The following is a 13,220-nucleotide window of genomic DNA, read 5'->3' as shown; positions in this document are numbered from 1 at the left end:
GCCCCATGACGCTCAAGCCCGAAGCCCTTCTCGCGCCCGTACCCGCCACCGTCGCCCGCGCCCCGGACGGCTTCGACGCGCTGCTCGTCGCCGATCTCGCCCGCGCCGCCGTCTCCAAGCGGCATGATTCCGCGGGCGTCGCCTTCATCGCCCGCGACGCGCAGCGGCTGGCGGCCATGGAGCGGGCCTTCGCCTTCATGGCGCCGGACCTCGAGCTGCTGACCTTTCCGGGCTGGGACTGCCAGCCGTACGACCGTGTGTCGCCCAACGCCGCGGTGGTGGCGAACCGCACCACCACGCTCGCGCGCCTGGCCCGCACCCGCGCCGGCGACCGGCCGCGGGTGGTGCTGACCACGGTCAACGCGGCGCTTCAGCGCGTGGCGACGCCGGCGGCCGTCGCCCGGCAGAGCTTCTCGGCCGCGCCCGGCAACGTGGTGGACCTGAAGAAGCTCGCCGAATGGCTGGAGGTGAACGGCTTCCTGCGCTCCTCCACCGTGCGGGATTACGGCGAATACGCCATCCGCGGCGGCATCGTGGACCTGTTTCCGGCCGGCCACGCCGAGCCGATCCGGCTCGACTTCTTCGGCGACCAGCTGGAGACGATCCGGCCGTTCGATCCGGAGACCCAGCGTTCCACCGGCCAGCTTCGGGCGCTCGATCTGGTGCCTATGTCGGAGGTGCAGCTCACCTCGGACACCATCCGCCGGTTCCGGCAGTCCTACGCCGCGACCTTCGGCGCGCCGAACCGGGAGGACCAGCTCTACGCCGCGGTCAGCGAAGGCCGGCGCTATGCGGGCATGGAGCACTGGCTGCCGCTGTTCCAGGGCGATCTCGCCACCCTGTTCGATCATCTCGATGACGCCCGTTTCGTGCTCGATCCGCTGGTGGACGACGCGGCGGGCGAGCGTCTCGCGCTGATCGCCGATTACCACGACGCCCGCGTCACCCAGGCGAAGCAGGACCGCAGCGGCGGCGCCTACAAGCCGCTGCCGCCGGACGCGCTCTATCTCGCGCCCGAGGAATGGCGCGAGCGGCTGGAGCAGGCGGCGCCGATCCGCCTCACGCCCTTCGCGCTGCCGCCGGGGCAGGGCGGGCGCGTGTTCGACGCCGGGGCGCGGCTCGGCCGCAGCTTCGCCGCCGAGAGGGCGGACGAGGGCGCCAACGTGTTCGAGGCGGTGGCCGACCACATCAAGGCGCTGAAGAACGACCGCAAGCGCGTGGTGGTGGCGGCCTGGAGCGAGGGCGCGCGGGACCGGCTCGGCACGGTGCTCGGCGATCACGGCCTCAAGGCCGCGAAGCCGGTGGCGAGCTGGCGCGAGGCCATGGCGCTGCCGCGCGACGTGGTGGGGCTCGGCGTGCTCGGCATCGAGCAGGGCTTCGAGACCGAAGACGTGGCGGTGGTGGCCGAGCAGGACGTCCTCGGCGACCGGCTGGTGCGCGCCAAGGCCAAGCGTCGCCGGCCGCAGGACTATCTGACCGAGGCGGCGGGCCTCTCGGCCGGCGATCTCGTGGTGCATGTGGACCACGGCATCGGCCGCTTCGTGGGGCTGAAGACCATCGAGGCCGCGGGCGCCCCCCACGACTGCGTGGAGCTGCATTACGCCGGCGGCGACAAGCTGTTCCTGCCGGTGGAGAACATCGAGCTTCTGACCCGCTACGGCTCGGAGGACACGGAAGCCCAGCTCGACAAGCTCGGCGGCTCCGGCTGGCAGGCGCGCAAGGCGCGGATGAAGAACCGCATCCGCGAGATGGCGGGCGAGCTCATCAAGATCGCCGCCGCGCGCCTCACCAAGGAGGCCCCGCGCGCTACGCCCCCGGAAGGGCTTTACGACGAGTTCTGCGCCCGCTTCCCCTACGACGAGACCGAGGACCAGCAGGCCGCGATCGACGCGGTGCTGGACGATCTCGCCGCCGGCCGTCCCATGGACCGGCTGATCTGCGGCGACGTGGGCTTCGGCAAGACCGAGGTCGCGCTGCGCGCCGCCTTCGTGGTCGCCATGTCCGGCAAGCAGGTGGCGGTGATCGTGCCGACCACGCTGCTCGCCCGCCAGCATTTCAAGACCTTCGCCGAGCGCTTCCGCGGCCTGCCGCTGAACGTGGCGCAGGCCTCGCGCTTCGTGTCCCAGAAGGAGCTGAACGAGACCAAGAAGGGCCTCGCCTCGGGCGGCGTCGACATCGTGGTCGGCACCCACGCGCTCCTGGGCAAGACCGTGGGCTTCAAGGATCTCGGCCTCGTGATCGTGGACGAGGAGCAGCATTTCGGCGTCGGCCACAAGGAGAAGATGAAGCAGCTGCGCGCCGAGGTGCATGTGCTGACGCTCTCCGCGACCCCGATCCCGCGCACGCTCCAGCTCGCCCTCACGGGGGTGCGGGAGCTGTCGATGATCGCGACCCCGCCGGTGGACCGTCTCGCGGTGCGCAGCTTCGTGGCGCCGTTCGATCCGCTGATCGTGCGCGAGGCGCTGCTGCGCGAGCGCTACCGCGGCGGCCAGTCCTTCTTCGTCTGTCCGCGGATCGAGGACATGGCCGACGCCCGGCGCTTCCTCGAAAGCCAGGTCCCGGAGGTGAAGATCGTCGCCGCCCACGGCCAGATGGCGGCGGGCGATCTCGAACAGGCCATGACCGATTTCTACGAGGGCCGCTACGACGTGCTGCTCTCCACCGCGATCGTGGAGTCCGGCCTCGACATTCCGAACGCCAACACGCTGGTGGTCTACCGCGCCGACATGTTCGGCCTCGCGGCGCTCTACCAGCTGCGTGGCCGCGTCGGCCGCTCCAAGACGCGGGCCTACGCGCTGTTCACCGTGCCGGCCAACAAGGCCCCGACCGTGAACGCCGAGCGGCGCCTGAAGGTGCTGCAGTCGCTGGAGGGACTGGGCGCCGGCTTCCAGCTCGCGAGCCACGACCTCGACATCCGCGGCGCCGGCAACCTGCTCGGCGAAGAGCAGTCCGGCCACATCAAGGAGGTCGGCTACGAGCTCTACCAGCAGATGCTGGAGGACGCGGTCGAGAGCCTGAAGGAGGGCGGCGCCGAGGTGGTGGCGGACCAGTGGTCGCCGCAGATCACGCTCGGCGCGCCGGTGATGATCCCGGAGGAGTATGTGGGCGACCTGTCGCTGCGCCTCTCGCTCTACCGCCGCCTCGCGGAGGTGGACACCGACGAGGGGCTGGAGGCGTTCGGCGCCGAGCTGGTGGACCGGTTCGGCCCGGCCCCGACCGAGGTCAAGCAGCTGCTGGACATCGCCGGCATCAAGGCGCTGTGCCGCCGCGCCAACGTGGACAAGATCGACGCCGGGCCGAAGGGCGTGGTGCTGTCGTTCCGGGACAACGCCTTCGCCAACCCGGCGGGCCTCGTGGCCCACATCGCCCGCGAGGAAGGCCCGAACGCCAAGGTGCGTCCGGACATGAAGGTGGTGTTCCGGCGCGAATGGCCGACGGTGGAGAAGCGCCTCAAGGGCGCCGCGCGGCTGCTGCGCGATCTGGTGAAGATCGCCGAGGCGGCCGCGAAGAAGGCGGCGTGAGGCGGGCCCGGGCGCAGCGGCGCTGAGCCGCCGCGCGGCGCAGGTGTCAGAACCCGGCTGGGCATGTTTGAGACGCCCCGGTCCACACGAGCGTCATGCCCGCGCCTTCGCGCGGGTATCCACGACTTTCCCGTTGGGCGCGGACGTCGACGTCCAAAGTCGTGGATGCCCGAGACAAGCTCGGGCATGACGAAGAATGCGTTTTTTCGCGGAGCTATCGCCCGAGCCGCGTCAGAACCACCGTTCCTGCACGGTGATGGTGTCGCCGGGGCGCACCGGGTAGGTCAGCGGCACCTCGGACTTGTAGATCCGGTCGCCGTGGCGGCGGGTCAGCTCCACCCGGTCCTTTTGGGCGCGGGGCGAGAAGCCGCTCGCGATCGCGACCGCGTTCTGCGCCGTCATGCCGACCACGTAGGGGAATTGCCCCGCGCTGTTGACCTCGCCCAGAATGTAGAACGGACGGTAGCCCTCGATCTCGACCGAGACGTTGGGATCGCGCAGGAACCCGCCCTTGAGCTTGGCTTCGAGCCCGGTGCGCACCTGGTCCGGCGTCTTGTTGACCACCTCGTAGCGGCCGACCAGCGGCATGGCGATGCGGCCGTCCGGCTCGACGGTGTAGCTGTTCGAGAGGTTCGGCTGGCCGAACACGCTGATGCGCAGCCGGTCGCCGGTGGCGAGAACGTATGGCTCGTCGAAGGCGGCGGCCAGCGGCGGCGGCACCGCGCGGGGCGCGGCGCATCCGGCGAGCGCGGCGGCCAATGCGATGGCGGTCCAGGTGAAGCGCGACATTCGAGATTCCGCAATCGTCTCGGGGTTCCGTAACTTGGTACAGGGTCATGGTTAACAGAGGGTTTTCGTCGCCACGGGCCCCGTCCTTCGGGGTTAACCCTACGGCAACCACGCCCGTGTTGTTCTCAAGCCGGAATCTGTTGCGCGCCTGAAGTTAGGACGGGGGTCATGGCCGAACGCGGCATTCATCGCGGGACCGATCTCTCCCAGAACGGGGAGATCGATCTGCGCGCGCTCGGCGCCGGAATCTGGCGGCGCAAGGCGTGGATCATCGGGCCCACGCTGCTGGCGGCGCTCGGGGCGATCGCCTTCGTGCAGCTGTCCGCGCCCTATTATCGCGGCACCTCGCTCGTGCTGATCGAGAACAAGGCCCCGATCAGCCCCGCCGCGGGCGCGGAGCGGGATGGTCAGCTGCCGGACGAGCAGGCGGTGATGACCCAGGTCCAGTTCATCCAGTCGCGGGATCTGGTGCGCAAGGTCTCCGACGCGCTGAAGCTCGAGGACGATCCCGAGTTCGAGGTCCGGCAGGCGCCGTCTCTCACCAGCCGCATTCTCGGCCTGCTCGGCCTGTCGCGCGCCCAGGACCAGCTGCCCATGAAGGAGCAGGTGGTCGACAAGGTCGCGAAGAACCTGCTGGTCTATCCGGTGTCGGGCGCGCGCGTGGTCGGCGTGGAGTTCTCCTCCACCGATCCCGACACCGCCGCCCGCGTGGCGAACGGCTTCGTGGACGCCTATTTCGACATCCAGCGCGAGGCCAAGCGCGATCTGAACCGCCAGGCCACGAACTATTTCTCGCAGGAAATCGAGGCCATGCGGCAGCGGGTCTCGGACGCCGAGGAGAAGGTGGAGTCGTTCCGCGCCAAGGCCGGCCTGCTCGCCGGGCCGAACAACTCCACCGTGGTGGCGCAGCAGCTCGGCGAGAGCAGCTCCCAATTGATGACCGCGCGCACCCAGCAGACGGAAGCCCGCGCCAAGGCCGACGCCATGCGCGACGCGCTGCGCGCGGGCCGGCCGGCGGACGCGCTCGACATCGCCAATTCCGACGTGGTGCGCTCGCTGGTGCAGCAGCGCTCGCAGCTTGCGGCCCAGATCGCGAGCGAGGGGCGCACGCTGCTCGGCCAGCATCCGCGCATGCGTGAGCTGAGCGCCCAGCTTCAGGGGCTCGACGCCCAGGTCCGGGTCGAGGCCGAGAAGATCGCCCGCGCCTATGAGAACGAGGCCAAGACGGCCGGCGCCCGCGTGGCCGCGCTGCAGAAGGGGCTGGACGCCCAGAAGGCGACCGCCGCCACCGCCAACGGGCAGGACGTGCAGCTTCGGGCGCTGGAGCGCGAGGCGCGTTCCCAGCGCGACCTGCTGGAGCAGATGCTGGCGCGCTACCGCGAGGCCTCGGCGCGCGACAACCCGGACGCGCTGGTCGCCGACGCCCGCATCATCTCCCGCGCGGCTGCGCCGACCGAGCCCTATTTCCCGAAAAAAGCGCCGACGGTCGCCATCGCCTCCATCGCCGCCTTCGTGCTCGCGCTGGTGGCGGCGGCGACGGCCGAGGTGTTCGGCGGCGGCGGCGCCCTGCGCCGTCCGGAGGAGGACGAGGCCGCGCCTCCGCCCGCGATCGGCGAGACGCCGGTGTTCGGCCGGCTGACCGGCCGTCCGTCCAAGCCCGCGCTTGACGCCGCTCGCGCGCCGGCGCTGCTCAAACCCGGTATCGACTCCTTCGACGTGGCGGATTCGACGCTGGTCGCTGCGCTCGCCCGGCAGCTCGCCTCCATGCCCACCACCGAGGGCGCGCTGCGCATCCTCGCCACCGGCGCCACCTCGGGCGTGTCGCTCGGCGACGTGCTGGCGGAGCTCGCCCGCATCATGTCCGACTCCGGCCGCCGCGTGGTCGCCGCCGACGCCGGCGGCGGCGCGCCGCAGCTCGACGGCGACGAAAAGCGTCCCGGGCTCGCCGAACTGCTGCAGGGCTCGGCCACCTTCGCCCAGGCCATCCACCGCGACCGCGGCTCGCGGGTGCATGTGGTGCCCGAAGGCGGCGTCGCCTTCGACGCGCTGGACGCGCCCTCCCGCGCCCGCCTCGGCGTGGTGCTGGACGCGCTGGCGCTGACCTATGACTTCGTGCTGCTCAGCGCGCCGTTTGCGGCCGCAGACCCCTTCGCCGAGCACGCGTCCGCCGCCATTCTCGTGTCCGACCGGGGCGCCGGCGACGTGGCGACCGTCGAGGCGCACGAGCGCCTGAAGGCGACCGGGATCGAGGACGTGGTGGTGCTGCTGATCCGCGACACCGGCGGATCGCCCGACGGCTCGCGCCTCGCCGCCTGACGGCTGGGACGCCAAAACATCAAACCGAAACGACAAAAGGCCGGGCGCGACGCCCGGCCTTTTTCATGTTCGCCTCATCACGCGGCGGGTCCGGCCCGCCGGGAGGCGGCGTCAGTCCTCGGCCGCGGGCGCCGGGGCGTGGCGCTCGACGTCGCGGGCGCGCAGTTTGCGGATGCGGGTCGCGAAGGCGTAGACGGCCGAGTTCGACTTGACCCAGGCCTTGGCGGCGCGCTTGGCGGCGAACACGCCCGCGCCCGCCCGGCCGAGCGGCGAGACGCCGAGGATGGTGTCGAACAGCGGATCCACGTCCGCGCAGAACAGCGCCTTGTAGGCGGCCGCGCCGACCCCGAGGTCGAACTCGGTCATGCCCCGGCCGATGGCGTCCTCCACCATGAAGGTGAGCAGCAGCTCGCCCGGGCTGTAGCGGGCGAGATCGCCGCTGGTGATGGAGTTGAACATGCCGCACATGCGGTCGCGGTCGGCGATCACGCCGAAGGTGGCGATCACCTCGCCGTCGAGATCGAAGCCGTAGAGGTCGATCGCGGGCGGCGCGGCGGCGAGCCCGGCGGCGGCGCGGATGAAGTCCTCCACGCCCGGCTCCGCGAACACGTTGTCGATGCCGCGGGCCGCGAGCCGCTGCGCCTTCTGGGCGAAATAGGCGTCGAGCACATGGGTCCGGTCCGCGTCGGTCTCGGCGCGGTAGATGCGCACGACGCCCCGCTCCTCGAACCGGCGCAGCTTGCGGCGCTGGGCGGAGCGCGTCTTGGCGGAGACGTAGCGCTTCAGATGCGCCTCCACCGAGGCCTCCAGCCGGCCGCTGTAGGCGAAGTCGGGGGAGGGCTGGCGTGGCAGGCCGGCGAGCGGGTTCGGCGCGCCGCGCCAGCTTTCGGGCTGGTTCGACAGCGCGAACAGATCGACCCGCGCCGCCGCCGCGATCTCGCGCAGCAGGCGCTCCACCTCCGGTGGCGTGAACGCCGCGACGGCGTCGCGCGCGAACACCGGCAGATTGTAGTTCACATGGGTGCCGCCGAGATAGGACGCGACGCGCAGGCCGAACCGGCGGGAGACCCCGAGCGGCAGCAGCGCCACCGCCCGTCCCTCCGCGTCACGGGCGATGGCGATCGCGATCTCGACGCCCTCGCGCCGGCCCACATTGTCCGCCCAGGCGCTCAGGAACGCCGGCGTCTGGTAGGGCGTCGCGACGCCCTCGCCGAGAAGCTCGCGCCAGACCGCGTCCGCCTCGGCGACCGAGGTCCGGAGCTCGATCCGCTCGAAGACGCGGGCGCCGTCCGCGGCCGCGCTCCGGGGAGCGGCGGGACGGGTGGGCGAGGCGGCGGACACGCTGGACATGGAGGCCTCCACGACGGACGGCGCGGCGAGGGTCACCGGCTCACCCGCAGGTTCGACAGGCTTCCACCAATGGCGGTGAAGGCCGCCTTAAGAGCTTCGTTGTTTCCCGCATCGAAGTAGAACGCCGTGCTCGTGGCGCAGGTTTGCAGCAGGGTCTTGATCGCGTCGGGCGGGTTGTTGAACGCGACCGTGTAGACGATGATCTCCTTCGCTTTCATGCTCGAGCAGACGGTGGACAGTTTGGCGTCCAGGGCCTTGTTGGCCGTCGTCATGTCCGCCGTGCCGAGACGCTTGTCGGAGAGAAAGCTGTAGGACGTGTAGTTGTTCTCGTTGAACATGTTCTCGCCGTCCGTCATCAGAATGACGGCCTTGTTCATGTTCTTCGAACCGTAATCGAGCGGCAGCTTGTTCGTGAGCATGTCGCCGTCCCAGACGCCGCGCCATGACGGCGACAGCATGCGCCAGCCCCACACCGCGCCCACGTTGATGAAGGTCGAGCCGCCCGCCTTCATGGCGTCGATGCCGTTGACGATCGTGGTCTTGACGTTGGTCATGGGCGTCAGAACCGCGGGGCAGAAGGCGCCGGGGCCGGTCTGTCCCTGCACCGGCGCGTAGTTGATGTTGAGCGACGTCCAGAACCAGTTGGTCACGATCCAGTCGTTGTAACGGCTGTCCGGGCTGTAATAGGCCTTGAACGTGGTGCCCGTCTTCAGAGCGGAGGGGATGTCGTCCGTGACGTCGTAGCCGTTTAAGCGCTCTTCGACGCAGCCGGTCCAGTACGCCGGATAATAGGAGCGGGTGACCGTGTTGAGGTCGGTCCACAGCGCACGGGTGACGCCGATGTTCACGGCCTGTGAGAACGGCACCAGCCCCACGTAAAGGTTCTTCGCGGTGGTCTGATCTCCGAACAGCTGGCCCACGAGCAGCTTCGCGGCGTCCTTCAGCGGCCCCATGCTGTTGCTCATGTCCATGGAGCCGGTGTTGTCCAGCACCATGACCACTTCCAGACCCTTGGAGGATCGCACCACCTCGGTCGTCGCCCGCACGTCGACGGAGGCGGTGCCGAACAGCTTCATGAACGAGGTCGGCATGGAGGCGGTCGCGGTCAGCGAGATGACGCTCTTGTCCGCGTTGGGCGTGGCGGTCACGGTCTTCACCGTGGCGCCGGCGAAGTTGGTCGCGAAGTTGGCGGAGACGAACTTCTTGGCGTCGGCGTTGTAGTCGGTGGTCGCGAGCCGGGCAGCGACCGCGAGGCCCGCGGCGTCGAGCGAGTTCACCAGCCGGGCGCGCACCATGGTCGCGCGGCCGGTGTCGATCGCGATGCCGATGCACCCGACGAGAACCAGGAACATGAGGCCGATCAGCGGCGCGACCGAGCCGCGGTCGTCGGCGGTCAGGCGCGGAAACAGGCGAACGTGGCGCATCATCTCACGTGCAGGGTTTGGTGTTGAGCGCGCCGAGACGCGGACGGAACAGCCCTTTGGCGTAGACGTCCTGCGTGCCGGAAATGGAATAGGCGAAGATCGGCTTGAACTGGTAGTAGACTTCGGCCACCACGACGTTGTCTTTGGCGTCGCCGAAGAGGGTCGCGCTGACGTTTGCTGTACCGGCTTCGACGCCGATCTTGCTGCTCCATTTGGAGCCCTTGGTGCTCGCGCACTGCCAGCGCACCTTGGGCGTCGTGCCGTCGAGGTAGAGCGAACTGAGGATCGTGACGCCGTTCGTGCCGGACACGTAGCCGGGCAGGTTCTGCCCGCTGATCAGGAACACCTGCTTCAGCCCGTCGATCGTCAGCGACTTGTACTGCGCGGTGACGTCCGTGACGGAGAAGGCGATCTTCCCCACCTTGTCATAGGCGTTGGCGTAGCGCGCCAGATCGACGCCGCCGAGCAGCAGCAGCAGCAGGAACGGCGCGCACAGCGCCAACTCCGTCGCGGCGACGCCGCTGTCGGACCGCCGGAGCCGGGAAAGGCGTCGCCAGAGGGTTCGGGCGCGCCGCATCAGTAGGGCTCGTTCTTGGCCATGGTCTGCACGGACAGCGTGCGGACGCCGTTGGTCCCGAGCAGTTTGCCCATCATGGGCGTGTGGATGGCCCACGGGTATGTCGCCGTGAACACCACGATCTCGCCCGACGCGCCGGAGCCCGACTTGCCCTTGTCCGCGTCGTAGGCGCCGTTGCCGTTCACGTCGGTGTACGGCTCGTTGGAGTCGCGCACGCCGTTGTTGTTGAGGTCGGTGAACGGCTCGCCGATGTTGTCGTAGCTTGCATAGGACCGGCTGGTGACGGTGATCTTGGACGGATCGAGCAGCCCGCTCGCAGCGCGCTTCATGGCGGCCTCCACGGTCGCGGCCTGGGTCTTGCCGGTGTCGGCGTAGCCGGTCTTGTTCACGCGCGCGGCCATGAAGATGGCGTCCTCGAGCTGCCGCTGCGCGGCCATCATGATGCCGGTCTCCACCGTGCCCACCACGATGAGCAGCAGCACCGGCGAGATGATTGCGAATTCGATCGCCGTCGCGCCGCGCTCATCGGAGCGGACACGCGACAGTCGGCGAAGGAACGGGAAAGTCGTCATAGGATCAGATCGACCTTGTGGCGAAGGATGGCCTGACGATCTCTATACGGCGACGGGCTATACAACTGGTGAAATCGAACGCGTAAAATTCGATCAATAAGCGGCTTTGAATGAAATGAATTTATTTACCTTAATAGTTGGGCGTTCTCTTCGAGCGATTATGCACGCTTCGTTCAAGGTTAAAGGATAGCCTGATCACGATCGGGTCGAATCGGGAGAGCGACGGGGGCGATGGCGGCAGCGCGAACGCAGGCTTTTCGCGCGGCGTTCGCTGCGCTGCGCGCCGGCGGCGTCAACCGCGGCCTGCGCGCTCGCGCCCAGGGGCTCGGCGTCATCCTGACGCTGCACCATGTGCGCCCGTGGAGCGGGAAGGCGTTCGCGCCGAACCGCCTGCTGGAGATCGAGCCCGCCTTTCTGGATCAGGCGCTGGGGCGCGCCCGCAAGCTTGGCTTCGACTTCGTGTCGCTGGACGAGGCCTGGCGGCGCACGCTGACCGGCGTGTCCTACCGGCCGTTCCTTCACGTCACCTTCGACGACGGCTACCGCGACGTGCGCGACCATGCGCTGCCGATCCTGGAGCGGCACGGCGCGCCGGCGACCCTGTTCGTCACCAGCCGTTTCGCCGACCACGACGCCGACATCTGGTGGCTGGAGCTGGAGGAGGCGATCGCCCGCTCGCGCCGGATCTACATGGATCTCGGGCGCGGCGAGGCCGTGCTGCCGACCGCGACCGCGCGGCAGAAGCAGGCGGCGTGGGACGCGGTCTACTGGCGCCTGCGCGCCGGGTCCGAAGAGGCGCTGCGCGCCGAGGTGCGCCGTCTCGGCGCGGAGGCGGGGGTCGATCCGCTCAGCTTCGCCCGCGAGCTCTGCATGACCTGGAGCGAATTGAAGGAGGTGGCGCGGCATCCGCTCGTCGCCATCGGCGCCCACACCGTCACGCACCCCATGCTCGCCAAGCATGCCGCCGAGACCGCGCGAGCGGAGATGGCGGACGGGCGCGACGCCATCCGCCGCAAGCTCGGGCTCGAGGCCGCGCATTTCGCCTATCCGGTCGGGGATCGCTCCGCCGCCGGCCCGCGCGACTACGCGCTCGCCGCCGAACTCGGCTTCACCACCGCGGTGACCACGCGGCCGGGCCACATCCACCGCGTCCACGCCGCGACCCCGACCGCGCTGCCGCGGGTGTCGCTGAACGGGCATTTCCAGACGCCGGCGGCGCTCGACGCGCTGCTCGCGGGCACGCCCTTCCTCCTGATGCGGATGCTGAAGCGCGGCCGGGCCTGAGAGGCGCCGTTCAGCGCTCCAGCCGCTCCATCCAGCGGATCAGCAGCGCGGCCGGCACGGTCCAGATCAGCCCGAAGAAGCCGAAAAAGGCCAGCTGAAGCGCCGGCGGCTTGTCCGCCATGGTGAGCTGACCCACGAACATCACGATGAAGGCGTAGACGCAGACGCCCACCACCAGCGCCACGAGCCCGATCAGTTTCTTGAGGCGAGGGGGCATGGGCGCGGGGTCCGTCGGGTGGGAGGACGATGCGCCGCCTTGTCCGCGGCGCGCCCGGGACTTAAACCGCTCCGGCCTTATGCGATCAAGCCTTGCGCCGGGAGGCGCGCGTTTCGTGTCCGATCCCGCTTCCGCCGCCGCGCCCCGGCGCCGCTTCGTCCGCGCCTGGCTGGTCCTGACGCTGGCGCTCGTCGCGCTGATGGTGGTGATCGGCGGCGCCACCCGGCTGACCGGGTCGGGCCTCTCGATCACCGAGTGGAAGCCGATCACCGGCGCGCTGCCGCCGCTTGGCGAGGCGGCCTGGGCCAGCGAGTTCGACAAGTACCGCGCGAGCCCCCAGTACAAGCTGTTGAACGAGGGCATGTCGCTCGGCGAGTTCCAGTTCATCTACTGGTGGGAATGGGGCCACCGGCAGCTCGGCCGCCTGATCGGGCTGGTGTTTCTGGGCGGCCTGATCCTCGCCGCCGCCACCCGCCGGGTGTCGCTCCGCGAGGGGCTGACGCTGTTCGGCATGGGCCTGCTGCTGGCCGCGCAGGGCGCGATCGGCTGGATCATGGTGGCCTCGGGGCTTCAGCCCGGCATGACGGCGGTCGCGCCGGTGAAACTGACTCTCCATCTTGGCTTCGCGCTGATCTTCTTCAGCACGATCGTGCTGTTCCTCGTCCATCTCCGGCAGTTCGGACGCGATCCTGTGCGGCTGCCGGGGGCCATTCGCGGCTGGGCCTACGCGGTCACGGCGCTGTCCTTCGTGCAGATCCTGCTCGGCGGGCTGGTGGCGGGCTCCCGCGCCGGCTTCACCTTCAACACCTGGCCGCTGATGGACGGCGGCTTCGCGCCCTCGACTGATGCGCTGTTCGCCGTCACGCCGTGGTGGGAGAACTTCGTCGACAACGTCGCGCTGGTGCAGCTCAACCACCGGATCGGCGCCTATGTGCTGCTGGCCGCGACCGTCGTCTATGCGGTCAAGGTGGCGCGGTCGAAGCTCTGCCGGCGCGCGCGCCGCCGGGCGATCGCGCTGCTGCATCTCATGCTCGTGCAGGCCGCGCTCGGCGTCGCGGCGCTGCTGCTGGTGGTGCCGCTCTGGGCCGGCCTCGCGCACCAGTTCGGCGCCGTGGTGGTGCTGGGCCTCGCGGTCGCCAACGCCGGCCTGATCGCGCAGCGGGCGAAGCA

At 69.8% G+C, this 13,220-nt stretch carries 10 protein-coding genes; 4 read left to right on the top strand and 6 right to left on the bottom strand.

Features of this window, described 5'->3' with window-relative positions; all coding sequences use genetic code 11:
• Positions 1–5: 5 nt before the first annotated feature.
• A complete protein-coding gene (mfd, locus tag ACFQ4O_RS04215; protein ID WP_378774399.1) occupies positions 6–3,521 on the top strand; it encodes a transcription-repair coupling factor in 3,516 nt (1,171 codons plus the stop codon).
• Positions 3,522–3,752: 231 nt separating this feature from the next.
• On the opposite strand, the gene ACFQ4O_RS04210 is transcribed toward mfd, so the two are convergent.
• The gene (locus ACFQ4O_RS04210) at positions 3,753–4,310 is read right to left on the bottom strand and encodes a polysaccharide biosynthesis/export family protein (RefSeq protein ID WP_378774398.1); all 558 of its coding nucleotides are present in this window, start codon (positions 4,308–4,310) and stop codon (positions 3,753–3,755) included.
• 168 nt (positions 4,311–4,478) lie between these two features.
• On the opposite strand from ACFQ4O_RS04210, the gene ACFQ4O_RS04205 reads away from it, so the two are divergent.
• The gene (locus ACFQ4O_RS04205; RefSeq protein WP_378774397.1) at positions 4,479–6,626 is read left to right on the top strand and encodes a GumC family protein; all 2,148 of its coding nucleotides are present in this window, start codon (positions 4,479–4,481) and stop codon (positions 6,624–6,626) included.
• A gap of 111 nt (positions 6,627–6,737) precedes the next feature.
• On the opposite strand, the gene ACFQ4O_RS04200 is transcribed toward ACFQ4O_RS04205, so the two are convergent.
• From ACFQ4O_RS04200 to ACFQ4O_RS04185, 4 genes are read right to left on the bottom strand one after another with little or no spacing between them, the layout of a single operon-like run.
• Positions 6,738–7,976 carry a GNAT family N-acetyltransferase gene (locus tag ACFQ4O_RS04200; RefSeq protein ID WP_378774396.1) on the bottom strand — a complete coding sequence of 413 codons (1,239 nt, stop codon included), beginning with the start codon at positions 7,974–7,976 and terminating at the stop codon, positions 6,738–6,740.
• 32 nt (positions 7,977–8,008) lie between these two features.
• On the bottom strand, positions 8,009–9,400 hold the full coding sequence (locus ACFQ4O_RS04195; RefSeq protein WP_378774395.1) for a pilus assembly protein TadG-related protein: 1,392 nt from the start codon (positions 9,398–9,400) through the stop codon (positions 8,009–8,011).
• Positions 9,401–9,404: 4 nt separating this feature from the next.
• Entirely contained in the window at positions 9,405–9,977 is a 573-nt protein-coding gene (locus ACFQ4O_RS04190) for a TadE/TadG family type IV pilus assembly protein (protein WP_378774394.1), read from the bottom strand.
• Positions 9,977–10,549 (bottom strand): TadE/TadG family type IV pilus assembly protein, encoded by a 573-nt coding sequence (locus ACFQ4O_RS04185; RefSeq protein ID WP_378774393.1) that lies wholly within the window; start codon positions 10,547–10,549, stop codon positions 9,977–9,979. Before ACFQ4O_RS04185 ends, ACFQ4O_RS04190 begins: the two co-directional genes overlap by 1 nt.
• A gap of 231 nt (positions 10,550–10,780) precedes the next feature.
• Between ACFQ4O_RS04185 and ACFQ4O_RS04180 the strand changes: the two genes are divergently transcribed.
• On the top strand, positions 10,781–11,833 hold the full coding sequence (locus ACFQ4O_RS04180; RefSeq protein ID WP_378774392.1) for a polysaccharide deacetylase family protein: 1,053 nt from the start codon (positions 10,781–10,783) through the stop codon (positions 11,831–11,833).
• Between the two features lie 10 nt (positions 11,834–11,843).
• Here ACFQ4O_RS04180 and ACFQ4O_RS04175 read toward each other — a convergent pair whose 3' ends face one another.
• Positions 11,844–12,050: a DUF2842 domain-containing protein gene (locus ACFQ4O_RS04175; RefSeq protein ID WP_378774391.1), complete on the bottom strand. Its 207-nt coding sequence runs from the start codon at positions 12,048–12,050 to the stop codon at positions 11,844–11,846.
• Positions 12,051–12,129: 79 nt separating this feature from the next.
• Between ACFQ4O_RS04175 and ACFQ4O_RS04170 the strand changes: the two genes are divergently transcribed.
• The coding region (locus ACFQ4O_RS04170) for a COX15/CtaA family protein (RefSeq protein ID WP_378774390.1) at positions 12,130–13,220 on the top strand (1,091 nt) is incomplete at its 3' end.

Origin of the sequence: Methylopila musalis (assembly GCF_042679725.1) — a bacterium.
Taxonomy (GTDB): domain Bacteria; phylum Pseudomonadota; class Alphaproteobacteria; order Rhizobiales; family Methylopilaceae; genus Methylopila; species Methylopila musalis.
Note: the sequence above shows the minus strand (reverse complement) of the source record. Positions and strands in the feature narration are given on the sequence as shown.